This window comes from Pseudomonas sp. PDM03, from assembly GCF_014852385.1.
Lineage (GTDB): Bacteria > Pseudomonadota > Gammaproteobacteria > Pseudomonadales > Pseudomonadaceae > Aquipseudomonas > Aquipseudomonas migulae.
Genome location: NZ_JACVBM010000002.1, coordinates 322,138 through 348,388, shown reverse-complemented (window position 1 = coordinate 348,388; position 26,251 = coordinate 322,138). Strand labels below are relative to the sequence as shown.

Sequence of the window (26,251 nt, the reverse complement as noted above, 5' to 3'; positions counted from 1 at the left end):
AGCTCCTGAATTGAAGTGGGCTCACGTGAGCCTTACTGCTAATCGACCAACACCGTTCGTCAGGGTTCAGTGCTGTTCCTCAGGCCAGTATCTCCAGACCGTGTTTCTGTACGATGCTCAATAACTTCAGCGCCATGCCACTGGGGTGTTTGGCCCCTGCTTCCCACTGTTTGACCGTCGACGCGCTGGTGTTCAGATAACGCGCAAATACCGGCTGGCTGACGTTGTTGCGCTCGCGCAGCGCTTTGATCTGCTCTGCAGGAATCGCGTCCGGTACCCTCGCGAGACAGGATTCATCGAACTCGCGCATGGTTGCCTTGCTGATTGCGCCGATGGCGTACAAGGCACTGGCGGATTCGTGTACTGATTCCAACGCCTCACTTTTGAATTTCTTACTCATGAGATATCTCCAAAAACTCCCTCGTATCCAGTAAGTACTGGACTTGCAACTCTGTCAGCCCCTCGTAGGCCTTCGCCACTTTCCGAAAACCGATCAAATCGGCCTGACTGATATTGCTCTGATCCTGCTTGGCATAGAGGAACTGATAGATCCAGTAACGACCGCCCTTCGCCACAACAATCGAGCGGTGGCGATTGGCATTCAAACGCTTCTTCCAAACCCCGCCGCCGAGACTTTCCACCTGGCCCTTGGGCACTTCGGTGAATGCCTCCCGAAGCTCATCATCACCAATCCAGGCCTTACCCGCCTGCATCGCAAAACGCTTTGTCTTGAACAACCTTGGTGACATTGGCACCCCTTCCAAAAAACATACCACTGAGTGGTATAGAAATCAAAACCAGGAATCCTTCACTGGCACCGGCACTCCCTGCCGGCTTTTCTAAAAAGCCACCGATTTAGCTCCCGTTCAAGCGACGAAGTGCGCCTGGCAAAACGCAGAGACAAAAAAACGCCCCACGTCAAAAGAATCAAACGTGGGGCGATGCGTTATACCGCGAGACGGTTCGGGAATTCGTGTAGGACGGTTCTGATCAGACGGCAATCCCTTTGCGGCATTGCAGTTGTGCGGTGCGCACGCGGGAAAACGCGCGGGCCAGGCGCAGGAGCATTTCGTCGATGTTGGATTTACTGACCGTGAGCGCTGGGGTGAATCGCAGGCAATCGGCTTGCGGGGCGTCGAGCAGCAAGCCTTCGTACAGCGCTGCTTTGACTACGGCGTCAGCCGAATCGTCGGACAGGGTCAGACCCCAGAGCAATCCCTGACCGCGCAGTTCGCCGTGTCCATAACGATGAGCCAGACGTGCCAGGCCTTCGCGCAAGTGCTGGCCGGTTTCCCTGACATGCTCGAGAAAGCCCTTGTCCTGCACGCTATCGAGCACAGCCAGGCCAGCAGCGGTCATCAGCGCGTTGCCATGGTGAGTGCCCGTCAGCTCGCCGACGTCGAAGCAGCAGGCTTTGCCTCGCGCCAGCAGCGCCGCCAAGGGCACACCACCGCCCAGGCCTTTGCCGAGGACGACGATATCGGCTCGCACACGGTAGGACTGTTCTGCGAGTAAGGTGCCGAGTCGACCAAGACCGGTTTGCACTTCGTCGAAGATCAACAGGATGCCAAGCTCACGGCACAGGCGTTCGACGCCCTTGAGGTAATCCTCGGTAGCGGGAATGACCCCGGCTTCGTTCTGGATCGGCTCAAGCATGATTGCCACGGTTCGGGCATCAACGGCGGCGTGCAGAGCGGCCAGATCATTGAACGGTACGTGGCTGAAGCCTGGAAGTTGCGGGTCGAAGCGGTTGGTCAGCCTGGAACTGTCCGACGCCGGGATCGTCCCGAGACTACGGCCATGGCAACCGTTGTTGGCCACGATGATCCGCGACGCACCGCCGCGATGTTGCTGGCCCCACTTGCGCGCCAGTTTGATCGCCGCTTCACAGGCTTCACTGCCACTGTTGAGCAGGTACGCCTGGTCACTGCCAGTGCTGACGCAGAGCCGCTCGGCGAGGTTGAGCATGCCGCGGTTGTGCAGGCCGAAACCGGGGTTGATCAGCGATTGAGCTTGCGCCGTGATTGCGTTGACCAGTATCGAAGGGCTATGTCCGAGGCTATTGGCCCCGCCACCCTGGGAAAAATCCAGATAGGCGCGGTCTTCGCTGTCCCACAACCAGGAGCCCTGACCGCGCACAAAAATCTGTTTCGGCCGCTCGACACTGGGCATCAGGCACTCACTGGAAAGATTGTCACTTTTGTACGACAGGAAAGTGTCCGCGCTCAGGTCATCAAGGCTGGGAGCGTTGCGTCGTAAATTGAACAAATTCATCCGAAAACACCTCGTGTGAAGTGTTTTGCCTTACCTATGTAAACACCTTCGGCGTAAACGGTTGTCATCGCGTTCTATGGCCCTGTAAGCCCTGTGAATGCGGTTAGACTAGGCTCAGGCAGGACCTTGAGCCATTTCGATTTCCCAGCATTTTCAATAAGTAAAACTTATGGATTTTAAACAACTGCGTTATTTCGTCGCGGTCTACGAAGAGGGCCATGTGGGCCGGGCCGCCGAGCGGCTTTCAATCTCCCAACCGGCACTCTCCCAACAGATTCGCCAGCTCGAACAACACCTCGATGTGAGCCTGTTCGAGCGCAGCAGTAAACGCTTGCTGCCGACCCTGGCCGCGCACACGTTGTACAACCACGCCCTGCCCTTGCTCGACGGCCTGCAACGGGCGCGTGAAGCATTGGGCAACTTCAAGGGACAAGCGCTGCGCACCCTGGCCATTGGCGTGCTGCAAACCGTCCACACCAGCCTGGTGCCGCAGATGCTCGAACGCGTGCGCAAGGCGCAGCCGCACCTGGTGGTGCAGATCTATGAACTGACGGGACTGGAAATCGAACGACGGCTGCTCAACGGTTCGCTGGACATCGGCATCAGTTACCTGCCGCCCCGTCAGCCGGGGCTACACGGCGTGATGCTGTACGAAGATGAACTGACACTGGTCATCCCGGCGGATCATCCGCTGCGTGAATTCAAGAAAGTCTCCATGAGTCAGGCCGCCGAGTTGCCTATGTTGCTGCTGGGTGAAGAGTTTCAGGTGCGACAAATCTGGCAGACGCAACTGGCCAGCCTGGGACGACGCCCGCAAGTGCAGGCCGAACTGAACAACATGGCGGGGATTCTCGACAGCCTGCCGCACACCCGGTTGGCGACTGTCCTGCCCGGCCGCTCGCAGAAGATGCTGGGCAATGACGAACTGCTCTGGAAGCCGCTGACCGAGCCACGGGTGCCATTGAAAGTCGGGTTGGTGTGTCGCGATGTGCAACGGCAACAAGCGTCATTGGCGTTGTTGCGGACCTTGCTTGAAGAAGTGATGAATGGCCCGAATGAAGTCCCGACAACCCTGGACGGGATGAGCTGACTACTTTTCTGCGGGCAAAAGAAAACCCCGCCGAAGCGGGGCTTTGCAGACTGTTTCCCTGACATCCATTTCACTCCGCCGTCCTGGCAGAATCCTACGTGTCCGTGTTGTTGCTTTGCGCTTCCTGCGCGACGTCCATGTGAAGTAGATTAGCCGTGGATCCAATTTGCATCTATGGGAGAAAAGCAGCACGTCATGTAAGAGAATGCTTACATGACGTTACATTGTCAGAACTGCGCCGCGTCCAGCAGGAACAGCGACTCGCTACCGGCCTTCACCGACGCACTCAACGAGTGAATACGCGGCAGCAGGCGTGCGAAATAGAACCGCGCCGTGCCCAATTTGCTTGCGTAGAAATCGTCCTGCGCTTCTTTGCCTAAGGCGGCCTTGGCCATCAGTGCCCACATGTATGCGTAAGCCACGTAACCGAAAGTTTGCAGGTATTCGACCGAAGCCGCGCCGATTTCATTCGGGTTGTTTTTCGCCCGATCCAGCAACCACGCCGTCAGTTCGTCGAGGGTGGTCACGGCATCGTTCAGCGGCTTGGTGAACTCGTCCAGCTCAGCGCTGGCCGTCGCGGTGAAGTGACGAATCTCGTCGGCGAACAGGTTGTAGAACGCCCCGCCGCTGCCAACGATCTTGCGTCCTACAAGGTCCAGCGCCTGGATGCCGTTGGTGCCTTCGTAGATCTGAGTGATGCGCACATCGCGAACCAGTTGTTCCTGGCCCCACTCACGGATGTAACCGTGGCCGCCGAAAACCTGCTGGCCGTGAACGGTGGTTTCCAGACCGAGGTCAGTCAGGAACGCCTTGGCTACCGGGGTCAGCAGCGCCACCAGGTCTTCCGCGCGTTTGCGGGTGGTCGCGTCTTCACTGAACTTGGCGGTGTCCAGTTGCATCGCCACGTAAGTCGAGAAGGCACGGCCGCCTTCGTTCGAGGCTTTCATGGTCAGCAGCATACGACGCACGTCCGGGTGGACGATGATCGGGTCGGCCACTTTGTCCTTGTTCTGCGCGCCGGTCGGCGAACGGCTTTGCAGGCGGTCGCGGGCGTATTCAACGGCGTTCTGGTAAGAGCGCTCGCCAGAGGCCAGGCCCTGGATACCGACGCCCAGACGCTCGTAGTTCATCATGGTGAACATCGCCGCCAGGCCCTTGTTCGGCTCACCGACCAGGTAACCCACGGCTTCGTCGAAGTTCATCACGCAAGTCGCGGAGGCCTGAATGCCCATCTTGTGTTCGATCGAACCGCAGGTCGCCGGGTTACGTGCACCGAGGCTGCCATCGGCATTGACCATGAACTTCGGCACCAGGAACAGCGAAATGCCTTTCGGCCCCGCCGGTGCATCCGGCAGTTTGGCGAGTACCAGGTGAATGATGTTCTCGGTCAGGTCGTGTTCGCCGCCGGTGATGAAAATCTTGGTGCCGCTGACTTTGTAGGAACCGTCCGCCTGAGGCTCGGCCTTGGTGCGGATGATGCCCAGGTCTGTACCGGCGTGCGGCTCGGTCAGGCACATGGAACCGGCCCAGACGCCGGCGTACATGTTCGGCAGGTAAGCGGCTTTCAGCTCGTCGCTGGCGTGGGCGTTGATCGACAGGCAAGCACCGGCGGTCAACATCGGGTACAAGCCGAACGACAGGCTCGCGGAGTTGACCATTTCTTCGACCTGGGCCGAAACCGCCTTGGGCATGCCCATGCCGCCGTAGGTCGGATCGCCACCGACGCCGACCCAACCGCCTTCAGCGTAAGTCTGATAAGCCTGTGGGAAACCTGCCGGCGTGGTGACGGCACCGTCCGCCCAATGGCAACCTTCTTCGTCCGCCGCGCGGCTCAGGGGCGCGATGCTTTTGCTGGTGACCTTGCCGGCTTCTTCAAGGATGGCTTCAACGGTTTCCGCGTCAACGATGTCGGCCAGCGCAGGCAACTCGGCCCAGAGTTTGGCGACCTCGAATACTTCATTGAGGACGAAGCGCATATCGCGCAGGGGCGCTTTGTAGTCAGCCATGGCAAACCTCGCAGGATCTTTACAGGTGATTCGTAGGAAGAGTGTTTTCGTTGGGTCCGAGTGTAACCCAACAACTTTTGCGACACATAGGGTCAGGCTGTGACCGTTTTGTAATTTTTGGTCATTGCGTTTTTGTGTCTGCTAGAACGCCTTCGCGGGCAAGTCGGATCGCCGCATCGCTCGCTCCTACAGGGTTTGCGCCATTTCGATTTGGTGCATGACCTGTAGGAGCGAGCGATGCGGCGATCCGACTTGCCCGCGAAGCTTTCAAACGTAACCGTTACAGCGCAAACAACTCCGCCGGCAGCTTCATCAAGCAATCGCTACCCGCCTCGATGGCCGCGCGATGTGCGGCGGTGCGTGGCAGCAATCGCTTGAAGTAAAACTCGCTGGTCGCCAGTTTGCCCCGGCAGAAATCGGCATCGCCGCTGCCCGCATCCAGCTGCGCCTGAGCCACCAGCGCCATGCGCAGCCACAAGTAACCGAGGATGATGTAACCGCTGTACATCAGGTAATCCACCGACGCGGCGCCCACTTCGTCCGGATTTTTCATCGCGGCCATGCCGACCTGAGTGGTCAGCTCACCCCACTGCTGATTCAACCCGTTGAGTTGCGCCATGTAGCTGGCGAGTTGCGGATGATCGGCGTTCGCCGCGCAGAACTTGTGAACGATTTTGGTAAAGCCGCGTAGCAGTTTGCCCTGGCTGCCGAGCACTTTTCGCCCGAGCAAATCCAGCGCCTGAATGCCGTTGGTGCCTTCGTAGATCGGTGCAATCCGGCAATCGCGAACCAACTGTTCCATGCCCCACTCACGAATGAAGCCGTGGCCGCCGAACACCTGCATGCCGTGGTTGGTCACTTCCAGCCCGGTGTCGGTCATGAAGGCCTTGCAGATCGGCGTCAGGAACGCCAACAGGTCTTCGGCGTCCTGCCGCGCGGTTTCATCCGGGCTCAGGTGCGCGGCATCCAGAAGTTGCGCGGTGAAGTAGGTCAGCGCGCGATTGCCTTCGTTGAAGGCCTTCATGGTCAGCAGCATTCGACGCACATCAGGATGAACGATGATCGGGTCGGCGGCTTTTTCCGGTGCTTTGGGGCCGGTCAGCGAACGCATCTGCAAACGATCATTGGCGTACTTGATCGCGCCCTGAAAACTCGCTTCCCCCAGGCACAAACCCTGCATCCCGGTGCCGAGACGCGCATGGTTCATCATGGTGAACATGCAGTTCAGGCCCTTGTTCGGCTCACCGATCAAAAAGCCCTTGGCCTCGTCGAAGTTCAGCACGCAGGTGGCCGAGGCCTTGATACCCATTTTGTGTTCGATCGAGCCGCAGGAAACGCCGTTGCGCGCACCCGCCTCACCTTCGGCATCGGGTAGGAATTTAGGCACGATGAACAGCGAAATGCCCTTGGTGCCCGCAGGCGCATCCGGCAGTTTCGCCAGCACCAGGTGAATGATGTTGTCGCTCATGTCGTGCTCGCCGGCAGAGATGAAAATCTTGCTGCCGGAGATCGCGTAACTGCCATCGGCTGCTGGCACGGCGCGGGTCTTGATGATGCCCAGGTCTGTGCCGCAATGGGCTTCGGTCAGGCACATGGTGCCGGTCCATTGGCCCGCGGTGAGTTTGCTCAGGTAGGTGTTTTTCTGTTCTTCGGTGCCATGGGCGTGGATCGCCGACATCGCGCCGTGCGTCAGACCCGGGTACATGCCCCAGGAAGTGTTGCTGGACCCGACCATCTCGCTGATGACCAGCCCCAGGGAACTCGGCAAGCCCTGGCCGCCATAAGCGGGATCGGCCGCCAGACCATGCCAGCCACCTTCGACGTATTGTGCGAAGGCTTGCTTGAAGCCTGTAGGCGTTGTCACCACGCCATTGTCGAAATGGCAACCCTCTTCGTCGCCGCTGCGATTGAGCGGTGCGAGCACGTTCTCGCAGAACTTCGCGCCTTCTTCGAGGATCGCATTGACCATGTCCGGGCTGGCATCCGTGGCGCCCAGTGCGGCGTAGTTGCTGTGAAAGTCGAAGACGTGGTCGATCAGAAAGCGCATGTCGCGCAGGGGAGCTTTGTACTCGGGCATGGTCATTTCTCCGGCAGCAGATTGATCAAACCTACTGCCGCCGACCACGCCTCACAATCACAGTCCAGACGCTGAATGCGCCATCATCACTCAACCCGCAGCCGCCTCGCGCACCGCACCACGACGGTTCTGACCGTAAGCCACCACGCAGTTTCGCCCGGCGCCTTTCGCGGCGTAGAGCGCCTCATCGGCAGACTTGAGCACTTTTTCCGGGTTGCGTTGTTCCACGCGTTCGGCGACGCCGATGCTGACGGTGACCGACACGCTCGAAGCCCCTGATCCGGCACGACGCTGACGACCTTGCTGGTCATCCTGAGGACGGTTGTCCTGGTTCCGCAGTTGAATGTTGTAGGTGGCGATGGATTCGCGGATGACTTCCAGGTGCGGCATGCACTCTTCAAGCGTCTTGCCCGCGAACACCAGCGCAAATTCCTCACCACCGTAGCGATACGCCCTGCCGCCGCCGCCGATTTTCGACAGTTTGCTGGCTACCAGCCGCAGCACCTGATCGCCGACGTCGTGGCCGTGGGTGTCGTTGAATTTCTTGAAGTGGTCGACGTCGCTCATCGCCAGCACGTAATTGCGCCCCAGGCGCTGCATGCGTTCGTTCAACGCGCGGCGGCCAGGCAAACCGGTGAGCTCATCGCGGAAGGCCATTTGATAGGCTTCATGGGCAACCGCCGCGGCAATCATCAACATCACCTGGCTGCACATGATGTTCAGGGTGAACGGCAGGATGAACGTCTTCGGCAACGCCCAGAACAACCCGAGCAAACCCACCAGTTGGGCGGCGTGCAAAGGTCTGGGGTTGCGCCAGTATTGCCAGCTCAGCAGCAGGAACGAGGCGATAAACACGGGGTAGGACAGCTGAATCAGGCTCATCCACGCGCCATGCAAGGCTGGCCAGCGGATTTCCGACAGCCACATCAACAGCGCTTGTGGGTAACTTTGCTCCAGGCCTAACGCCACGCTGCCGACGGCCAGCAACACCGCGAAACGCGCGATCATGTCCTGAAACAGATGGGTGCGTTCCTGCCACGCCGCGAATATGCCAAACATCAGCGGCAGCAACAGACAGCACAGGTGAAAGACCACGGCGGCGTCTTCACGCACTCTGCCGTTGTCGCGGTAATAGTCGGTCTGGGTGTCGAGCAGGTAGTAGGCGATGTACACCGTGACCATCAGAAACAGTTCACGCTGACGTCGGTAAACCGCGCAATAAGCGCCGCCGAGCAACAGCACCAACGTAGGCAGCACGTTGAACAGCGAAGTGAAGAAGACGTTCAGGTCCTTGACGTACGCAGCCGCCAGCCCCGCAAGCAAAAGCAGAAGTGACGGTAGGAAATGACTGAAACGTACAGCGGAAGAACGCGGCAAGGGTAAAGCTCCGACCCGTCATGTCTATAGATGGCATTGTGCCCACTACTTTAACGGCAGTGACCCTGATTTTCTGAGTGATTTGCTAAGGTTTTTTTGACGCCGCATTACTGACTACTATCCGGCCAACCAGCAATGCACGGTTCCCCCATCAAAGGTCGTAACAAAAGACGGGAGAACTGCCCCCGACCGTGATTTTTTCACCAAAGTCGAGTTGAAAAAAAACCGCCACTCCCGAAGGAGCAGCGGTTTTTTCAGAAGGCTGCGTTAAGGCTTAGTAGCCCAGTGCGAAGTCTTCTTCTTTCATGTCCATCAGGTTGTTGGCGCCCGACAGCATGGTTGCAACGTGAGTGCGGGTACGCGGCAGGATGCGCTGGAAGTAGAAGCGCGCAGTCTGCAGCTTGGCGGTGTAGAACGCCGTTTCGGTGGTGCCGGCTGCCAGTTTCTCGGCCGCCAGGCGTGCCATGTCAGCCCAGAAGTAGGCCAGGCAGGCGTAACCGGAGTACATCAGGTAGTCCACGGAGGCCGCGCCAACTTCTTCGCGGTCTTTCATGGCTGCCATACCGACCTTCATGGTCAGCTCGCCCCATTCTTTGTTGATTGCAGCCAGCGGTGCGACGAATTCCTGAACGGCTTCGTTGCCTTCGTTGGTCTGGCAGAACTTGTGGACGATCTTGGTGAAGCCTTTCAGGGCTTCGCCTTGAGTCATCAACACTTTGCGGCCCAGCAGGTCGAGTGCCTGGATGCCGGTGGTGCCCTCGTACAGCATCGAAATGCGGCTGTCGCGAACGTTCTGCTCCATGCCCCACTCGGCGATGAAGCCGTGGCCGCCGTAGATTTGCACGCCGTGGTTGGCGGATTCGAAACCGACTTCGGTCATGAAGGCTTTGGCGATTGGCGTCATGAACGCCAGCAGTGCGTCGGCTTTCTTCTTCTCTTCTTCGTCCACGCCGTACTTGACGATGTCGACTTGCTTGGCGGTGAAGTAAACCATTGCGCGGTTGCCTTCGGCGAACGCTTTCATGGTCAACAGCATGCGACGGACGTCAGGGTGCACGATGATCGGGTCGGCGGCTTTTTCCGGCGCTTTCGGGCCAGTCAGGGAGCGCATTTGCAGACGATCGCGAGCGTATTTCAGGCCGCCCTGGAAACCGATTTCGGCGTGGGCCAAGCCTTGCAGCGCGGTACCCAGACGTGCGGTGTTCATGAAGGTGAACATGCAGTTCAGGCCTTTGTTCGCCGGGCCGATCAGGAAACCGGTGGCCGCGTCGAAGTTCATCACGCAGGTGGCGTTGCCGTGGATGCCCATTTTGTGTTCCAGGGAACCACAGGTCACGGCGTTGCGCGCACCGATCGAACCGTCTTCGTTCGGCATGAATTTCGGAACGATGAACAGCGAGATGCCTTTGGTGCCAGCCGGTGCATCCGGCAGGCGAGCCAGCACGATGTGGACGATGTTGTCGGCCATGTCGTGTTCACCGGCCGAGATGAAGATCTTGGTGCCGGAGACTTTGTAGGAACCGTCGGCCTGAGGTTCGGCCTTGGTGCGCAGCATGCCCAGGTCCGTGCCGCAGTGCGGTTCGGTCAGGCACATGGTGCCAGTCCATTCGCCGGAGACCAGTTTGGTCAGGTAAGCATGTTGCTGCTCAGGCGTGCCGTGCTCGGAAATGGTGTTCATCGCGCCGTGCGACAGGCCCGGGTACATGCCCCACGACCAGTTGGCTTCGCCAACCATTTCGCTGACTGCCAGCCCCAGAGACTCCGGCAGGCCCTGGCCGCCGTGCTCTACGTCGTGGGCCAGGCTTGGCCAGCCGCCTTCAACGAATTGCTTGTAGGCTTCTTTGAAGCCGGTCGGGGTTTTAACGCCGGACTCGCTCCAGGTGCAGCCTTCGGTGTCACCCACGCGGTTCAGCGGAGCCAGTACCTGCTCACAAAACTTGGCGCCTTCTTCGAGAATGGCGTCAACCATGTCCGGAGTTGCGTCCGAGCAAGCCGGAAGGCTCTGATAGTGCGCTTCGTAGCCGAGCAGTTCGTCACGAACGAAGCGAATATCACGCAAGGGGGCCTTGTAGTCAGGCATAGCGATAAACCTCTGCTGATGTAACCGGGAATGAACGACCGCGTTGATTTGTTGTGACGGTCAAACAGTTGTTTGAAACATACGTTTACGCCCAAATCTTGTCAAGCGCCGATCTTTTTCCGTTCGTCTTCACCCCCCGCGCAAAGCTGCACACGCAACAACGCAACGCCGTTGACTGAGCAACACGTCCTGCAGAAAAGTTTAGTTGGGAGAGAAGGACTTACACACAAAAACGCCGCGAAGGGTCGCGGCGTTGGCAGAGCGGTTTCAGCAGATGATCAAGCGAATGTGTCGATCAGCGTACCGAGCATTTCATCGGAAGCTTTGGCAACTTTGACACCGGCCTCGACCTGAAACTTGCCCTGAGCCATCTCGACCATGTTGCTGGCGAGGTCCGACTGCTGACTGCGATCAACCGAGCGCAGGCGATTGACCTGAGCATCGGAGGACTGGCTGGTCACCGAACGCTCGACCGAATTGTTGGCAATCTGGCCGGAGGCTTGATCGACACGGTTCTGCCCCGTCTGAATAGTGCTCAGACCAGCATAAAAAGCGGTACTTCCTGAGATTTCCATGGGAGAACTCGTCCTACAAAGGATCAACAGCGGCCATTGAACCAGACCCGCCTGCAAAAGGCCCGACAAAAACACTAATGGCACAGTGCCTTGTCATAGGTAAAACCAGTGCTTGAAACCTCAGTCCAGCAAATCCAGCTGAAGGTGTTCCGCCACCGCCTCGGCCGTCACCAACTTGAGTTTCGGCACGCGCCCCAGGCACGGCGCGGGGATCCGCTCGGCCAGCGTGGCCAGGTTTTCTTCAAGGCGCGCAGTCTTGGCATCGATGATGTTGGCCACCCAACCCGCCAGTTGCAAACCGTCCCGGGCAATCGCCTCGGCAGTCAGCAGCGCATGGTTGATGCAGCCCAGCCGTACGCCGACCACCAGAATCACCGGCAGATCCAGCGCCATGGCCAGGTCCGACAGGTTGTCCTGATCCGCCAGCGGCACGCGCCAACCACCAGCGCCTTCGATCAGGGTGAAATCTGCCTGCATCTCCAGAATCTGCTGCATTGGCATCAGCAACGATTGCACCGTCAACGCGACGCCGGCCTCGCGCGCCGCCAGATGCGGAGCGATGGCCGGTTCGAAGGCCACCGGGTTGACTTGTGCATACGTCAGCGGCACTGAACATTCCGCCAGCAGCGCCAACGCATCGGCGTTGCGCAAGCCCTTGGGCGTCACATCGCAACCGGACGCCACCGGTTTTCCCGCCGCCGTACTCAGGCCGGCCAACCGCGCGGCATGCAGCAAACCCGCAGCCACGGTGGTCTTGCCGACATCGGTGTCAGTCCCGGTGATGAAATACGCTGCGCTCATAAGGGTTTCTCCAAAACGGCGTACACCACTTGATAAGTCGCCGGCAGGCCTTGGGCCTGACGAAACTGCTCATACGCCTCGACCAGGCCGAGGATCCGTGCCCTGCCGGTCAAACCACCCGGCCGACCGGGGTTCAGGTTGTGCGCGCCCAGCGCCTTGAGTTCATGAGTCAGGCTGCGCACATCCGGGTAATGCAGCACGTGAGGACGGGTTTGCAGACTCGCGACCTTCAAACCGCTGGCCGCACACAGGTGTTGATAAACCCCGAACTCGCGGAAGCGGTTGACGTGCACCATGCCATCCACCTGACGCCAACTGTCTCGCAGCTCAAACAGTGTGCCCACGCACAGACTAGCAAACGCAAACATTCCGCCGGGTTTCAGCACACGATGGGCTTCACTGAGCACCGACGCAAAATCCGCGCACCATTGCACCGCCAGGCTGGAGAAAATCAAATCACAGGTCGAATCCTGCAATGGCAACCGCTCTGCATCCCCGGCGATGAAGTGCATGGCCCCGCCCAATGGACGCGCGTGATTGAGCATGCCTTCGGCGATGTCGAGCGCCACGCCGTGACCGCCAGGAAAACGCTCACCCAGCACACGACTGAAATGCCCGGTGCCACAGCCCAGATCCAGCCAGCGACCGGGCACGAAATCGTCCGGCAAACGGCTCAACAACTGGCTACCGACGTCACGCTGCAATTCGGCCACGCTGTCGTAGCTGGCCGCCGCACGGGAAAAGGACGCCGCCACCTGGCGTTTGTCCGGCAGGCCGCCGGGCAGGCTGGGAAGGGATAAATCAGTCATCACCGGACTCATGCAAAAAGGCCTGGATCGCCCCCGCCACACCGTGGGGGTCTTCCAGAAGAAACGCGTGGCTGGCCTGTTCAATCAGGCCGATTTCGACGTCCGGCAGCAACGCCAGCAAATCCCCCGCCGCTTCGGCCGGAACCAGTCCGTCGAGGCCGGCGAACAGGTGCAACTGCGGGCCGCGAAACGCCTGCAACGCCTGACGGGTATCCAGTTGTGCAAGCAGCTCCAGGCCGCTCATCAACACCGCAGCAGAGGCGTTTGGCGCACCACCGAGCAGCAGCCGCGACAGCCCGCGAGGGTCTTCGGCGCCTTGCGCGCACAGCAGCGAAAAGCGTTTCAAGGTCATGCGCGGATCGGCATTGCAGCCTGCCAGAAACGCATCAAAGGTTTCGCCTGGCATCGCGCTCGGCCACTGTTCATGGGCAACAAAAGAAGGATTGCTCGCCAGGGTCAGCAAGCCGCAGCAACGATCACCGCGTCGCGCCGCCAACTCGGAGGCAAGCATGCCGCCGAGCGACCAGCCGCCAAGCCACGCATCCTGAGGTACGGCCGAGTCGAGTTCGTCGAGCCATTCTTCAAGGTCGCTGGACTCCAGATCCGGCAACGGTTCGATCTCGACGCGCAGGTGTTCGTCCAGCCCCTGCAACGCAGCCGCCAGGGGTTCCAGCGGAGAAATCCCGAGACCCCAGCCGGGCAGCAGAATCAGGCGATTACGCATGGCTTGGCTCCGGTCCCAGTTGTTGAAAACAATCGGCCAGTCCATTTAACAATAGCTGCACCTGCGCTTCGCTGTGGGCAGCGGTCAGGGTTACCCGCAGACGGGCGCTGCCGGCGGGTACGGTCGGCGGGCGGATCGCCGTGACCATCAAGCCGCGTTCGCGCAGCATCTGCGACAGTCGCACCGCGCGCCCGGCGTCGCCGATCATGATCGGTTGAATGGGCGTGAAGCTGTCCATCAACTCCAGGCCGATCTGCTCGGCGCCGTGGCGGAACTGACGGATCAGCGTTTTCAGATGCTCACGCCGCCAGTGTTCGCTGCGCAGCAACTCCAGACTTTTCAGCGTCGCACAGGCCAGGGCCGGCGGTTGGCTGGTGGTGTAAATGTAGGGACGGGCGAACTGGATCAGACTCTCGATCAGCTCTTCGCTGCCGGCGACGAACGCGCCCGCCGTCCCGAACGCCTTGCCGAGGGTGCCGACCAGCACGGGCACGTCTTCCTGGCTCAGGCCGAAATGCTCGACGATCCCGCCGCCATTGGCACCCAGCGGACCAAAACCGTGCGCGTCATCGACCATCAGCCACGCACCTTTGGCCTTGGCTTCTCGGGCCAGCGCTGGCAGGTCGGCAATATCGCCGTCCATGCTGAACACGCCGTCGGTGACCACCAGCGTATTGCCGGTGGCTTTCTCGAGACGATTGGCCAGGCTCGCTGCATCGTTGTGCAGATAACGATTGAAACGCGCGCCGGACAACAAACCGGCATCGAGCAACGAGGCGTGATTGAGGCGATCTTCGAGCACCGTATCGCCCTGCCCCACCAGCGCGGTGACCGCCCCGAGGTTGGCCATGTAGCCGGTGGTGAACAGCAACGCCCGCGGGCGGCCGGTCAAGTCAGCCAGCGCTTCTTCCAGCTCGTGATGTGGCGTGCTGTGGCCGATGACCAAATGCGAAGCGCCGCCGCCGACGCCCCATCGAGAAGCCCCGGCGCGCCAGGCCTCGATCACTTGCGGATGATTGGCCAGACCCAGGTAATCGTTGTTACAGAACGCCAGCAACGGCTGGCCATCGACCACCACTTCCGGGCCCTGAGGGCTTTCGAGCAAAGGGCGTTGGCGATAGAGATTTTCGGCACGACGGGCAGCAAGGCGTGCGGCGAGATCGAAAGACATGCAGGCCTCGAAGGTCAGAGTGTAGGAGCCGGCTTGCTGGCGATAGCATCACCGTGGTCCGTCTGGATGACCGAGGGGATGCCATCGCCAGCAAGCCGGCTCCTACAAGGTTTCGCGTTGGTTAGACGGCGGCGTTGTAGAACTGCTCGCTGCTCTTCTGCTCCACCAGCGCCTGCTCGATGGCGGCCTGATGCACTTCGTCGGCGTGCTCTTCGCGCGCTTCCGGCAGGATGCCGAGGCGCGAGAACAGTTGCATGTCCTTGTCGGCCTGCGGGTTGGCGGTGGTCAGCAATTTGTCGCCGTAGAAAATCGAGTTCGCGCCGGCAAGGAACGCCAGGGCCTGCATCTGCTCGTTCATCGCTTCACGGCCGGCGGACAGGCGCACGTGGGACTTCGGCATCAGGATGCGCGCCACGGCGAGCATGCGGATGAAGTCGAACGGGTCGATGTCTTCGGCGTTTTCCAGCGGCGTACCGGCAACTTTCACCAGCATGTTGATCGGCACCGATTCCGGATGCTCTGGCAGGTTGGCCAGCTGGATCAGCAGGTTGGCGCGGTCATCGAGGGACTCTCCCATGCCGAGGATGCCGCCGGAGCAGATCTTCATCCCCGAATCACGCACGTAGGCCAGGGTTTGCAGGCGCTCGCTGTAGGTGCGGGTGGTGATGATGCTGGTGTAGAAATCCGGCGAAGTGTCGAGGTTGTGGTTGTAGTAATCGAGGCCGGCCTTGGCCAGCGCTTCGGTCTGCTCCTGGTCCAGACGGCCGAGGGTCATGCAGGTTTCCAGGCCCATGGCCTTCACGCCTTCGACCATCTTCAGCACATACGGCATGTCTTTGGCCGACGGGTGTTTCCACGCCGCGCCCATGCAGAAACGCGTCGATCCGATGGCCTTGGCGCGAGCGGCCTCTTCGAGGACCTTCTGCACTTCCATCAGTTTTTCTTTTTCCAGGCCGGTGTTGTAGTGACCGGACTGCGGACAATATTTGCAATCTTCCGGGCAGGCGCCGGTCTTGATCGAGAGCAGCGTGGAAACCTGGACGCGGTTGGCGTCGAAATGCGCGCGGTGCACGGTCTGCGCCTGAAACAGCAGGTCATTGAATGGCTGAACGAAGAGTGCTTTGACTTCGGCCAAAGACCAGTCATGACGCAGGGTTGCAGAGGTGCTGGCGCTCATGGGCGTTTCCTTTGTTTTATGCTGGGCAAGCGGTCGGGGGACGGAATACCCACAGACGCGACACGGATGTTCGGCATATTTAAGGAAGAGCGATGCGCTGTCAACCACGATACGAAGGACCGGTTTACATCTGGTTAAAAAACAACCAGCCCTGTTTGCTCTGCGACGAGACGGCCGAAGAAGCCACGCCGATCTGCATGGCCTGCGAAACCGAGCTGCCCTGGCTCGGCGATCACTGCCAGACCTGCGCCCTGCCATTACCCGCGGCGGGCCTGACGTGCGGCCAGTGCTTGCAGCAACCGCCACCCTTCGAGCAAGTCATTGCCCCGTGGACCTACGGTTTTCCGGTCGACAGCCTGATCACCCGATTCAAGCACAACGCGAAGTGGCCGTATGGTCGCCTGCTCGCCGAACTTCTTGCTCAATACCTGCAACATCGCTTCGATGAAGGGTTGGAACGGCCAGATGCGCTGGTCCCCGTTCCGCTCGCCGCTAAACGTCTGCGCCAACGGGGCTTCAACCAGGCCGCGATGCTGGCCCGCTGGTTGAGCGCCAGCCTGGATATTACCTGTGACGAACAGCTGCTCAAGCGGATTCAGGACACCAGCGCGCAACAGGAGCTGAAGGCCGATGCGCGCAGGAAGAACCTGCGTAACGCTTTCGCGCTGATGCCCGGAGCCCTGATCAAGGGCCGTCACCTGGCGCTGGTTGACGACGTACTGACCACCGGCGCCACGGCCCAGGCATTGGCTCGTCTATTAATGGATGCCGGCGCGGCGCGAGTCGACGTTTATTGCCTGGCCCGCACCCCAAAACCCGGCGACACCAATTGACTAATGCCTGACACAAAACCTGTGGGAGTGAGCCTGCTCGCGATGGCGGTTGGTCAGTAATGTAGATGGCGACTGACCAGCCGCCATCGCGAGCAGTCGAGCGTCGACCGGCTGCTCCCACAGGAATCGTGGCTGACTTGACTCCCGGGCCGTGAGCCGCCAACGTCGTGCCCATCGCCACAGCCCGAAGCGTCTCGCCATGTCCTTGCCTACGTTGTTGTCCCAGCACATTGTCCGTCGCCCGCAGCGCATCGCCTTGCTGCAACACATCGCCGAACAGGGCTCGATCACTCGCGCCGCGAAAAGCGCGGGCCTGAGTTACAAAGCGGCTTGGGATGCCATCGACGAGCTGAACAACCTCGCGCAGAAACCGCTGGTGGAGCGCAGCGTCGGCGGCAAGGGCGGCGGTGGCGCCAAGCTGTCCAGCGAAGGCGAGCGCGTATTGCGTCTGTATCAAAAGCTGCAAACGTTGCAGGCGCAGGTGTTGGAAGCCGCCGAAGACGCCGGCGACCTCAACCTGCTCGGCCGTCTGATGCTCAGAACCAGCGCGCGCAATCAATTGCACGGCAAGGTCGTGGAAATCGAAGCTCAGGGACGCAACGACCTGATCCGCCTGGAACTGGCTGAAGGCTTGATCCTCGTGGCGCAGATCACTCACGACAGCACCCTGCGCCTGGAACTGCAAATCGGCACCGAAGTCGTCGCCCTGATCAAGGCCGGCTGGCTCGACCTGCTGGGTATCGATGACGAGGCAACGCCTGGACACAATTGCCTGACCGGCACCCTTGAAGAAATCCTCGACGCCGAAGACGGCCCGAGTGAAGTGCGCATCGGCCTGCCCAATGGCCAGACGCTGTGCGCGCTGGCCGAACCGCTGCACTTGCGAACCCACGGTCTGGCCACCGGCAAAGCGCTGCGGGTGCAATTTTCCCCCTCCAATGTGCTGCTCGGTACACCGCTCTGAAACACAAGCGTCATTAACGCGCTTTAAGGTGACTGCAAAAACCAGCAGGGAGCCTGATGTGAGCCTATTAGAAGACAACCAATCCACCGACCTCGAGCAAATGGTCGGCCTCAGCCGTCGTGGTTTCATCAGCGCGGGCGCCCTGTGCGGTGCCGCGATGTTCCTCGGCGGCAACCTGCTGAGCCGCAGCGTGCTCGCGGCCAGTGTCAGCGCAGGCACCAGCAAACTGTTGGGTTTCGACAGCATTCCCGCCGCCACCAGCGACGCAATCACCCTGCCACCGGGCTACAAGTCTTCGGTGCTGATCAGTTGGGGCCAGCCGCTGCAAAAGAACGGTCCGGCATTTGATCCAAGCGGCAACGGCAGCGCCGAGCAACAGGAAGTCCAGTTCGGCGACAACAACGACGGCATGAGCCTGTTCGAATTTCCGGGTGAGAAAGACCGGGCGCTGATGGCGATCAACAACGAATACACCAACTACCGCTACCTCTACCCGCACGGCGGCATGCCGCAATCGGCCGAAGAAGTGCGCAAGGCGCTAGCCTGCGAAGGCGTGTCGGTGATCGAGGTGCAGCGCAAGAACGGCCAATGGCAATTCGTTCAGGGCTCGCGCTACAACCGCCGCATTCACGGCAACGCACCGATCAGCCTCAGCGGCCCGGCTGCCGGCCACGCGCTGGTGAAAACCAGCGCCGACCCGCACGGCAAGAACGTGCTTGGCACCTTCCAGAACTGCGCCAACGGCAAGACGCCGTGGGGCACCTACCTGACCTGTGAAGAGAACTTCACCGACTGTTTCGGCAGCAGCAACGCCGAGCAGAAATTCGACGCCGCGCAAAAACGCTACGGTGCGGTGGCGACCAGTAAAGAGATCAACTGGCATCAACACAACGAGCGCTTCGACCTGGCGAAGAACCCCAACGAACTCAACCGTCATGGCTGGGTGGTGGAAATCGACCCGTTCGATCCGACATCGACACCGGTCAAGCGCACCGCGCTGGGCCGCTTCAAACATGAAAACGCGGCCCTGGCCGAGACCCATGACGGCCACGCCGTGGTGTACATGGGCGACGATGAACGCGGCGAGTTCATCTACAAGTTCGTCAGCCGCGACAAGATCAACCACAAGAACCCGAAAGCCAACCACGACCTGCTGGACCACGGCACCTTGTACGTAGCGCGTTTCGACGCGGGCGACGGCAATGCCGATCACCCGAAAGGCCAGGGCGAGTGGATCGAGCTGACCCACGGCAAAAACGGCATCGACGCCAGCAGTGGTTTTGCCGATCAGGCCGAGGTGCTGATTCATGCACGCCTCGCCGCCACGGTGGTGAAAGCCACGCGCATGGACCGTCCGGAATGGATCGTCGTCAGCCCCAAGGATGGCCAGGTCTATTGCACGCTGACCAACAACGCCAAGCGCGGTGAAGACGGTCAACCGGTGGGCGGGCCGAACCCGCGTGAGAAGAACGTCTACGGGCAGATTCTGCGCTGGCGCACTGACCGTGATGATCACGGCTCGAAAAGCTTTGCCTGGGATCTGTTTGTGGTCGCCGGCAACCCGGGTGTCCACGCCGGCACGCCGAAGGGTGGTTCGTCGAACATCACGCCGCAGAACATGTTCAACAGCCCGGACGGTCTGGGTTTCGACAAGGCCGGACGCTTGTGGATCCTGACCGATGGCGATTCGAGCAACGCCGGTGATTTTGCCGGCATGGGCAACAATCAGATGCTCTGTGCCGACCCGGTGACCGGTGAGATCCGACGCTTCATGGTCGGGCCGGTGGGTTGCGAGGTGACGGGGATCAGCTTCTCGCCTGACCAGAAGACGCTGTTTGTCGGGATTCAGCATCCGGGTGAAAACGGTGGCTCGACGTTCCCTGAGCACTTGCCGAACGGCAAGCCGCGGTCTTCGGTGATGGCGATATCCCGCGAAGACGGCGGGATCGTCGGCGCCTGATACAGCCCCATCGCGAGCAGGCTCGCTCCCACACTGGATCTGCGACACACCACAAATCCCCTGTGGGAGCTAGCCTGCTAGCGATGGCAACACCACTCATCTCAAGCCTTAACACTAAAGAAGCCCCGTCTGCGCTACCATGCTTGGCCGGACGCGGCAGCCTGCTGCGCGCAGGAGTCAGCATGGCCCACCCGTTTGCAACCCTCACCCCAGACCTCGTGCTCGATGCCGTCGAAAGCATCGGCTTTCTCAGCGACGCGCGCATTCTGGCGCTCAACAGCTACGAGAACCGCGTCTATCAGGTCGGCATCGAAGACTCCGAGCCACTGATCGCCAAGTTCTACCGCCCGCAGCGCTGGACCAACGAAGCGATTCTCGAAGAACACCAGTTCACCTTCGAACTCGCCGAGTGCGACGTGCCGGTGGTGGCGCCAATGATTCACAACGGTGCCAGCCTGCACGAACACAACGGTTTCCGTTTCACCCTGTTCCCCCGCCGTGGTGGCCGCGCACCGGAGCCGGGCAATCTCGATCAGCTGTATCGGCTGGGCCAACTGCTCGGTCGCCTGCACGCCGTCGGCTCGACCAAACCGTTCGAACACCGTGAAGCCCTGGGCGTGAAGAACTTCGGTCATGCCTCGCTGACAACCTTGCTCGAAGGCAACTTCATCCCTAAAAGCCTGCTGCCGGCCTACGAGTCTGTCGCCCGTGATCTGCTCAAGCGTGTGGAAGAGGTCTACAACGCCACGCCGCACCAGAACATCCGCATGCACGGCGATTGCCACCCCGGCAACATGATGTGCCGCGACGAGATGTTCCACATCGTCGACCTGGACGACTGCCGCATGGGCCCGGCGGTGCAGGACATCTGGATGATGCTCGCCGGTGACCGTCAGGAATGTCTGGGGCAGTTGTCGGAATTGATGGACGGCTACAACGAGTTTCACGATTTCGACCCGCGGGAGTTGGCGCTGATCGAACCGCTGCGCGCGCTGCGCCTGATGCATTACAGCGCGTGGCTGGCACGCCGCTGGGATGACCCGGCGTTCCCGCACAGTTTTCCGTGGTTCGGGACGGAGCGGTATTGGGGTGATCAGGTGTTGGCGTTGCGCGAGCAACTCGCCGCCCTCAACGAAGAACCCCTGAAACTGTTCTAACCCTTGTAGGAGCCGGCTTGCTGGCGATGGCATCACCGCTGTCATTCAGAACGACCGCGTCGATGCCATCGCCAGCAAGCCGGCTCCTACAAAATATCTGACATGTCTATACAATCCTCTCTTTGTTAGCTGCCTAAGCAAGGATTCTGCATGCAAGCCGCCAACCCCCGTCGCGGGTACATCCTGGGCCTGAGTGCCTACATCATCTGGGGCCTGTTCCCGATCTACTTCAAAGCCATTGCCAACGTGCCCGCCGTGGAGATCATCATCCATCGCGTGCTCTGGTCGGCGCTGTTCGGCGCATTGCTGCTGATGGTGTGGAAGCATCCGGGCTGGTGGCGCGAGTTGCGTGACAACCCGAAACGGCTGGCGATCCTGGCCTTGAGCGGCACGCTGATCGCGGCCAACTGGCTGACGTACGTCTGGTCGGTGAACAACGGGCGCATGCTTGAAGCCAGTCTCGGTTACTACATCAACCCGCTGGTGAACGTGTTGCTGGGGATGCTGATCCTCGGCGAACGGTTGCGGCGTATGCAGTGGATTGCCGTGGGACTGGCGGCGGTCGGCGTCGCGCAACAGGTGTGGCAAGTCGGCAGTCTGCCGTGGGTGTCGCTGGTGCTGGCGTTGACGTTCGGCTTCTACGGATTGATCCGCAAGCAGGCGCCGGTCAAGGCGCTGCCGGGCCTGGTGGTGGAAACCTGGATGCTGGTGCCGATTGCCATTGCCTGGCTGCTGTTCAATCAGACGGCCGTCAGCGCCCAACCCGAATTCTGGACCACGTCCGAAGCCTGGTGGCTGGTCGCTGCGGGTCCGGTAACGCTGGTACCGCTGGTGTGTTTCAACGCCGCCGCACGGCATTTGCCCTACACGACACTCGGATTTCTCCAGTACCTGGCGCCGACATTGGTGCTGTTGCAAGCCGTGCTGCTGTTTGGCGAGCATCTGTCGTCCAGCACACTGGTCGCCTTCATCTTTATCTGGGCAGGCCTGGCGGTTTACAGCATCGATGCGTGGATAAGTCTGCGCCGCCGCAGCTGATCAAAAATCGTACAAACCTCTGCAGGCCACGCCTCTCGTGGCCTGCATCGATCCTTCCCAAGGTTATCCACAGCGTGATCCCCGGCGTTTGTGCGCAACTTGTTGAAACTGATGTTTTTTTGATCAGATCTTGAAGAAGCCCGGCCGGCGTGGGCTGGCGGGCTGTCTCTACAGGTTATCCACAGGCAGGTGCACGTATAACTTGGATAACCCTGTCAGGGGTCGCTGCGCAATACCAACTCCACCATCAAATCGTCCGCCAGGGTTTCCAGGCGCGACTGCAACACGTCCAGCGACAAGGTCAGCGGCACCGCAAGAATCGCTTCGGCGTGGAACAACGGCTCGCTGCTCATAGGCGCCGGACGCACTTCCGTCACCAGCCGCTCCAGGTTGACCCCTTGCTCACTCAACAGACGCGTGATGTCGCGCACGATCCCGGGGCGATCATTGCCGACCAGTTCCATCGCAATCGGTTTCCAGGTGCAGGATTGTTCGATGCCGCTTTCGGCGATCAGCACGCGAATGCCATGGGTGGACAACGCCTGTAAGGCATCGACCAATTCGTCGTAGGCCTCGGCCGGCACGCCCACCCGAAGAATCCCGGCAAACTGCCCGGCCATGCGTGACATGCGGCTTTCCAGCCAGTTGCCGCCGTGCTCGGCAATGCACTGGGCGATGCGCTCGACCTGCCCAGGCTTGTCCGGTGCGAAAACAGTGAGTACGAGGTGGTCCATGGCGCAGCCCTCTTTTGTTGTAGAAAGAGAAGTATAGGCAAGGGGCGATCCTGTGTTGATTCGTCTGGCGCCCGCTGGCAAGCCAGCTCCTACAGGGTCTTGCACAAACCTTGTAGGAGCTGGCTTGCCAGCGATCCGGAGCACCGCCAATCTGAAGCGGACAACAAATCGTGTACAACTTCTTATATTTAACTGGAACAATCTCATACTTTTTTGAGAACATCCCTATCCCCGACGTGACTGCAATGCGTCACGGGGTCGCAGAACGACGTAATTAGTCTAATTTTCACAACCGCAATTCATCATGTAGTATGCCGCAGCGCACACTACATAACGTTGGATCGATGTCTGCCACAGGCGCAGTCGCAGCCCTGAAAGCCCTATCAGCAAGGCCTCAACGCCGTTGATCGGTTCCATCCCAGCCGCCCGAAATGGCATGTACTGGTGGAAGGGGTTTGTGGTTTAAATAGCCAGAGGCTTCATTGTTAATTTGAAGAGCTGAAAAGCGAAATAGCTGAGCAGAGTGAGGCAAGCAATGACTGAACACGTTCAAGTCGGTGGCCTGCAGGTCGCCAAAGTCCTGTTCGACTTCGTGAACAACGAAGCCATTCCCGGAACCGGCCTCACCGCCGATAAATTCTGGGCCGGTGCCGACAAGGTCATTCACGACCTGGCGCCGAAGAACAAAGCCCTACTCGCCAAACGCGATGATTTCCAGGCTCGTATCGACGGTTGGCACCAATCCCGTGCCGGTCAGGCGCACGATGCCGTGGCTTATAAAGCCTTCTTGCAAGACATCGGTTATCTGCTGCCAGAAGCGGCCGATTTCCAGGCAACGACGCAAAACGTCGATGACGAAATCGCCCGCATGGCCGGCCCGCAGCTCGTGGTGCCGGTGATGAATGCGCGTTTCGCGCTCAATGCTTCGAACGCCCGCTGGGGTTCGCTGTATGACGCGCTCTATGGCACCGACGCCATCAGCGAAGCTGACGGCGCGGAAAAAGGCAAAGGCTACAACAAGGTTCGCGGCGACAAGGTGATTGCCTTCGCCCGTGCCTTCCTCGACGAAGCGGCGCCATTGGCTGCCGGCTCCCACGTCGACTCCATCGGCTACAAGATCGTCGGCGGCAAACTGGTGGTCGCCCTTAAAGGCGGCAGCAACAGCGGCCTGCGCAACGACGCTCAGCTGATCGGTTTCCACGGCGATGCCGCTGCACCGACCGCGATCCTGCTGAAAAACAACGGCCTGCATTTCGAAATCCAGGTCGATGCCAGCACCCCGGTCGGCCAGACCGACGCTGCCGGCGTCAAAGACATCCTGATGGAAGCTGCACTCACCACCATCATGGACTGCGAAGACTCCGTCGCCGCTGTCGATGCCGATGACAAAGTGGTGATCTACCGCAACTGGCTCGGCCTGATGAAGGGCGACCTGTCGGAAGAAGTCTCCAAGGGCGGCAAGACCTTTACCCGCACCATGAACGCCGACCGCACCTACACCGGCGTCGATGGCAAGGAATTGAGCCTGCACGGTCGTTCGCTGTTGTTCGTGCGCAACGTCGGTCACCTGATGACCATCGACGCGATCCTCGATAAAGACGGCAACGAAGTGCCGGAAGGCATTCTCGATGGCCTGGTGACCTGCCTGGCGGCGATCCACAGCCTCAACGGCAACAGCTCGCGCAAGAACAGCCGCACCGGTTCGGTCTACATCGTGAAGCCGAAGATGCACGGTCCGGAAGAAGCTGCGTTCACCAACGAGCTGTTCGGTCGCATCGAAGACGTGCTCGGCTTGCCGCGCAACACCCTGAAAGTCGGGATCATGGACGAGGAGCGCCGAACCACGGTCAACCTCAAGGCCTGCATCAAGGCCGCCAGCGAGCGCGTGGTGTTCATCAACACCGGTTTCCTCGACCGCACGGGCGATGAAATCCACACCTCCATGGAAGCCGGCCCGATGGTGCGCAAGGCCGACATGAAGGCCGAGAAGTGGATCGGCGCCTACGAGAACTGGAACGTCGATATCGGTTTGAGCACCGGCCTGCAGGGTCGCGCACAGATCGGTAAAGGCATGTGGGCGATGCCCGACCTGATGGCGGCGATGCTTGAACAGAAAATCGCTCACCCATTGGCCGGCGCCAACACTGCTTGGGTGCCATCGCCAACGGCTGCCGCGCTGCACGCGCTGCACTACCACAAGGTCGACGTGTTCGCCCGTCAGGCCGAACTGGCCAAACGTGCACGCGCCTCGGTGGATGACATCCTGACCATCCCGCTGGCGGTAAACCCGCAGTGGACCGCGGAACAGATCAAGAACGAACTGGACAACAACGCCCAGGGCATTCTCGGTTACGTGGTGCGCTGGATCGACCAGGGTGTTGGCTGCTCGAAAGTGCCGGACATCAATGACATCGGCCTGATGGAAGACCGTGCCACGCTGCGTATCTCCAGCCAGCACATCGCCAACTGGTTGCGTCATGGCATCGTCACCGAAGCGCAAGTGATGGAAAGCCTCAAGCGCATGGCGCCGGTGGTTGACCGTCAGAACGCCAATGACGCGCTGTACCGTCCGCTGGCACCGAACTTCGACAGCAACATCGCCTTCCAGGCGGCGGTCGAACTGGTGGTTGAAGGCACCAAACAGCCGAACGGCTACACCGAGCCGGTTCTGCACCGTCGTCGTCGCGAGTTCAAGGCTGCAAATGGCCTGTAACCGAGCGTTGATGCCGTGACAAAAAAAGGCCCTGATCTTCGGATCAGGGCCTTTTTTGTTTGCAAATGCTATCCCCTGTAGGAGCCGGCTTGCCGGCGATGGGGCCGTGACATTCAACATCTATGTTGACTGTTACACCGCGATCGCCGGCAAGCCGGCTCCTACAGGGAAATGTTCAGGACCGACAGGTTTTGGTTAAGGCTCCAACCCCAACTCATGCTTGACCAGCTTTAGCAGTTTCGCGCTATCAATCGGCTTGAGCAAAAAATCCACCACGCTCAAATGCATGGCGGCAATCGCGTCCTTCACGTCGGCATCGCCGGAAACGATGATGAACGGCATGGCGCCCCGAACGGACTCACGGACCTCGCGGATCAACTCCAGGCCATCAATGCGCCCCATCCGCAGATCAGTAATCACCAGGCCTATCGAGGGTTTCTCTGCCAGCATCTTGAGCGCGGTTTCACCGCTGGCTGCGGTCATGCAACGAATACCATCCAGACCAAGAATCTCCGACAACAGCTCGCGCGCATCTTTATCGTCATCGACGATCAGCACCCGTTGCGGCGGCAAGTCGGGTTCCAGCATGACGGCACTCAGCGCCTCGCGCTCGGCGTCACTCAAAATATCGTGGTCGGACATGGTTTTCTCTAAGCATCCAATATCATTCCCTAGCACAGTGGTGAGACAT

Annotated in this window: 22 protein-coding genes; 7 read left to right on the top strand and 15 right to left on the bottom strand. The window is 60.1% G+C overall.

What is annotated here, in order from left to right; genetic code table 11:
• Window positions 1–79: 79 nt before the first annotated feature.
• The 3 genes from IB254_RS06460 to IB254_RS06450 form a co-directional block, all read right to left on the bottom strand.
• Window positions 80–400: a helix-turn-helix domain-containing protein gene (locus IB254_RS06460; protein ID WP_192416806.1), complete on the bottom strand. Its 321-nt coding sequence runs from the start codon at window positions 398–400 to the stop codon at window positions 80–82.
• Window positions 393–749: a type II toxin-antitoxin system RelE/ParE family toxin gene (locus tag IB254_RS06455; RefSeq protein ID WP_192416805.1), complete on the bottom strand. Its 357-nt coding sequence runs from the start codon at window positions 747–749 to the stop codon at window positions 393–395. Before IB254_RS06455 ends, IB254_RS06460 begins: the two co-directional genes overlap by 8 nt.
• 241 nt (window positions 750–990) lie before the next feature.
• The gene (locus tag IB254_RS06450) at window positions 991–2,274 is read right to left on the bottom strand and encodes an aspartate aminotransferase family protein (protein ID WP_192416804.1); all 1,284 of its coding nucleotides are present in this window, start codon (window positions 2,272–2,274) and stop codon (window positions 991–993) included.
• 169 nt (window positions 2,275–2,443) lie between these two features.
• Here IB254_RS06450 and IB254_RS06445 point away from each other — a divergent pair, with 169 nt between their 5' ends.
• Window positions 2,444–3,364 (top strand): LysR family transcriptional regulator, encoded by a 921-nt coding sequence (locus IB254_RS06445; protein ID WP_008024202.1) that lies wholly within the window; start codon window positions 2,444–2,446, stop codon window positions 3,362–3,364.
• 227 nt (window positions 3,365–3,591) lie between these two features.
• Here the strand turns inward: IB254_RS06445 and IB254_RS06440 are convergent, their stop codons facing one another.
• From IB254_RS06440 to bioB, 10 genes are all read right to left on the bottom strand, one after another.
• On the bottom strand, window positions 3,592–5,370 hold the full coding sequence (locus IB254_RS06440; protein ID WP_192416803.1) for an acyl-CoA dehydrogenase C-terminal domain-containing protein: 1,779 nt from the start codon (window positions 5,368–5,370) through the stop codon (window positions 3,592–3,594).
• A gap of 280 nt (window positions 5,371–5,650) precedes the next feature.
• A complete protein-coding gene (locus tag IB254_RS06435) occupies window positions 5,651–7,447 on the bottom strand; it encodes an acyl-CoA dehydrogenase C-terminal domain-containing protein (protein ID WP_192416802.1) in 1,797 nt (598 codons plus the stop codon).
• 90 nt (window positions 7,448–7,537) lie between these two features.
• The gene (locus IB254_RS06430; RefSeq protein WP_008035909.1) at window positions 7,538–8,824 is read right to left on the bottom strand and encodes a GGDEF domain-containing protein; all 1,287 of its coding nucleotides are present in this window, start codon (window positions 8,822–8,824) and stop codon (window positions 7,538–7,540) included.
• Between the two features lie 274 nt (window positions 8,825–9,098).
• Window positions 9,099–10,904, bottom strand: a complete 1,806-nt coding sequence (locus IB254_RS06425) for a phenylacyl-CoA dehydrogenase (RefSeq protein WP_192416801.1) — start codon at window positions 10,902–10,904, stop codon at window positions 9,099–9,101.
• Window positions 10,905–11,182: 278 nt separating this feature from the next.
• Window positions 11,183–11,479 (bottom strand): hypothetical protein, encoded by a 297-nt coding sequence (locus IB254_RS06420; protein WP_008024213.1) that lies wholly within the window; start codon window positions 11,477–11,479, stop codon window positions 11,183–11,185.
• Between the two features lie 120 nt (window positions 11,480–11,599).
• Entirely contained in the window at window positions 11,600–12,280 is a 681-nt protein-coding gene (gene bioD / locus IB254_RS06415) for a dethiobiotin synthase (protein ID WP_192416800.1), read from the bottom strand.
• The gene (gene bioC, locus IB254_RS06410; RefSeq protein ID WP_192416799.1) at window positions 12,277–13,089 is read right to left on the bottom strand and encodes a malonyl-ACP O-methyltransferase BioC; all 813 of its coding nucleotides are present in this window, start codon (window positions 13,087–13,089) and stop codon (window positions 12,277–12,279) included. The genes bioD and bioC overlap by 4 nt, the downstream gene beginning before the upstream one ends.
• Window positions 13,082–13,813: an alpha/beta fold hydrolase gene (locus tag IB254_RS06405; RefSeq protein WP_008035901.1), complete on the bottom strand. Its 732-nt coding sequence runs from the start codon at window positions 13,811–13,813 to the stop codon at window positions 13,082–13,084. The genes bioC and IB254_RS06405 overlap by 8 nt, the downstream gene beginning before the upstream one ends.
• Window positions 13,806–14,984, bottom strand: coding sequence for an 8-amino-7-oxononanoate synthase (gene bioF, locus IB254_RS06400; RefSeq protein WP_192416798.1), 1,179 nt, complete (start codon window positions 14,982–14,984; stop codon window positions 13,806–13,808). The genes IB254_RS06405 and bioF overlap by 8 nt, the downstream gene beginning before the upstream one ends.
• Window positions 14,985–15,105: 121 nt before the next feature.
• The gene (bioB, locus tag IB254_RS06395) at window positions 15,106–16,161 is read right to left on the bottom strand and encodes a biotin synthase BioB (protein WP_192416797.1); all 1,056 of its coding nucleotides are present in this window, start codon (window positions 16,159–16,161) and stop codon (window positions 15,106–15,108) included.
• Between the two features lie 92 nt (window positions 16,162–16,253).
• Between bioB and IB254_RS06390 the strand changes: the two genes are divergently transcribed.
• The 5 genes from IB254_RS06390 (at window position 16,254) to rarD (ending at window position 22,113) form a co-directional block, all read left to right on the top strand.
• On the top strand, window positions 16,254–16,994 hold the full coding sequence (locus IB254_RS06390) for a ComF family protein (protein WP_192416796.1): 741 nt from the start codon (window positions 16,254–16,256) through the stop codon (window positions 16,992–16,994).
• Window positions 16,995–17,193: 199 nt separating this feature from the next.
• The gene (locus tag IB254_RS06385; protein WP_192416795.1) at window positions 17,194–17,958 is read left to right on the top strand and encodes a TOBE domain-containing protein; all 765 of its coding nucleotides are present in this window, start codon (window positions 17,194–17,196) and stop codon (window positions 17,956–17,958) included.
• 58 nt (window positions 17,959–18,016) lie between these two features.
• The gene (locus IB254_RS06380) at window positions 18,017–19,918 is read left to right on the top strand and encodes a PhoX family protein (protein WP_192416794.1); all 1,902 of its coding nucleotides are present in this window, start codon (window positions 18,017–18,019) and stop codon (window positions 19,916–19,918) included.
• Window positions 19,919–20,100: 182 nt separating this feature from the next.
• Window positions 20,101–21,075, top strand: a complete 975-nt coding sequence (locus IB254_RS06375; protein ID WP_192416793.1) for a serine/threonine protein kinase — start codon at window positions 20,101–20,103, stop codon at window positions 21,073–21,075.
• A 150-nt stretch (window positions 21,076–21,225) separates the two neighbouring features.
• Complete coding sequence (rarD, locus tag IB254_RS06370; protein WP_008034997.1) at window positions 21,226–22,113, top strand: EamA family transporter RarD; 888 nt, start codon at window positions 21,226–21,228, stop codon at window positions 22,111–22,113.
• A 215-nt stretch (window positions 22,114–22,328) separates the two neighbouring features.
• Here the strand turns inward: rarD and IB254_RS06365 are convergent, their stop codons facing one another.
• A complete protein-coding gene (locus IB254_RS06365; RefSeq protein ID WP_192416792.1) occupies window positions 22,329–22,847 on the bottom strand; it encodes a glycine cleavage system protein R in 519 nt (172 codons plus the stop codon).
• Between the two features lie 535 nt (window positions 22,848–23,382).
• Between IB254_RS06365 and IB254_RS06360 the strand changes: the two genes are divergently transcribed.
• On the top strand, window positions 23,383–25,560 hold the full coding sequence (locus IB254_RS06360) for a malate synthase G (protein WP_008045142.1): 2,178 nt from the start codon (window positions 23,383–23,385) through the stop codon (window positions 25,558–25,560).
• A gap of 195 nt (window positions 25,561–25,755) precedes the next feature.
• On the opposite strand, the gene IB254_RS06355 is transcribed toward IB254_RS06360, so the two are convergent.
• Window positions 25,756–26,202: a response regulator gene (locus tag IB254_RS06355; RefSeq protein WP_192416791.1), complete on the bottom strand. Its 447-nt coding sequence runs from the start codon at window positions 26,200–26,202 to the stop codon at window positions 25,756–25,758.
• Window positions 26,203–26,251 lie beyond the last annotated feature (49 nt).

Excerpts from the sequence above, each read along its gene's own strand:
- IB254_RS06460 (WP_192416806.1), bottom strand. The coding sequence starts at position 400 with ATGAGTAAGAAATTCAAAAGTGAGGCGTTGGAATCAGTACACGAATCC.
- IB254_RS06455 (WP_192416805.1), bottom strand. The coding sequence starts at position 749 with ATGTCACCAAGGTTGTTCAAGACAAAGCGTTTTGCGATGCAGGCGGGT.
- IB254_RS06450 (WP_192416804.1), bottom strand. The coding sequence starts at position 2,274 with ATGAATTTGTTCAATTTACGACGCAACGCTCCCAGCCTTGATGACCTG.
- IB254_RS06445 (WP_008024202.1), top strand. The coding sequence starts at position 2,444 with ATGGATTTTAAACAACTGCGTTATTTCGTCGCGGTCTACGAAGAGGGC.
- IB254_RS06440 (WP_192416803.1), bottom strand. The coding sequence starts at position 5,370 with ATGGCTGACTACAAAGCGCCCCTGCGCGATATGCGCTTCGTCCTCAAT.
- IB254_RS06435 (WP_192416802.1), bottom strand. The coding sequence starts at position 7,447 with ATGCCCGAGTACAAAGCTCCCCTGCGCGACATGCGCTTTCTGATCGAC.
- IB254_RS06425 (WP_192416801.1), bottom strand. The coding sequence starts at position 10,904 with ATGCCTGACTACAAGGCCCCCTTGCGTGATATTCGCTTCGTTCGTGAC.
- IB254_RS06420 (WP_008024213.1), bottom strand. The coding sequence starts at position 11,479 with ATGGAAATCTCAGGAAGTACCGCTTTTTATGCTGGTCTGAGCACTATT.
- bioD (WP_192416800.1), bottom strand. The coding sequence starts at position 12,280 with ATGAGCGCAGCGTATTTCATCACCGGGACTGACACCGATGTCGGCAAG.
- bioC (WP_192416799.1), bottom strand. The coding sequence starts at position 13,089 with ATGACTGATTTATCCCTTCCCAGCCTGCCCGGCGGCCTGCCGGACAAA.
- IB254_RS06405 (WP_008035901.1), bottom strand. The coding sequence starts at position 13,813 with ATGCGTAATCGCCTGATTCTGCTGCCCGGCTGGGGTCTCGGGATTTCT.
- bioF (WP_192416798.1), bottom strand. The coding sequence starts at position 14,984 with ATGTCTTTCGATCTCGCCGCACGCCTTGCTGCCCGTCGTGCCGAAAAT.
- bioB (WP_192416797.1), bottom strand. The coding sequence starts at position 16,161 with ATGAGCGCCAGCACCTCTGCAACCCTGCGTCATGACTGGTCTTTGGCC.
- IB254_RS06390 (WP_192416796.1), top strand. The coding sequence starts at position 16,254 with ATGCGCTGTCAACCACGATACGAAGGACCGGTTTACATCTGGTTAAAA.
- IB254_RS06385 (WP_192416795.1), top strand. The coding sequence starts at position 17,194 with ATGTCCTTGCCTACGTTGTTGTCCCAGCACATTGTCCGTCGCCCGCAG.
- IB254_RS06375 (WP_192416793.1), top strand. The coding sequence starts at position 20,101 with ATGGCCCACCCGTTTGCAACCCTCACCCCAGACCTCGTGCTCGATGCC.
- rarD (WP_008034997.1), top strand. The coding sequence starts at position 21,226 with ATGCAAGCCGCCAACCCCCGTCGCGGGTACATCCTGGGCCTGAGTGCC.
- IB254_RS06365 (WP_192416792.1), bottom strand. The coding sequence starts at position 22,847 with ATGGACCACCTCGTACTCACTGTTTTCGCACCGGACAAGCCTGGGCAG.
- IB254_RS06360 (WP_008045142.1), top strand. The coding sequence starts at position 23,383 with ATGACTGAACACGTTCAAGTCGGTGGCCTGCAGGTCGCCAAAGTCCTG.
- IB254_RS06355 (WP_192416791.1), bottom strand. The coding sequence starts at position 26,202 with ATGTCCGACCACGATATTTTGAGTGACGCCGAGCGCGAGGCGCTGAGT.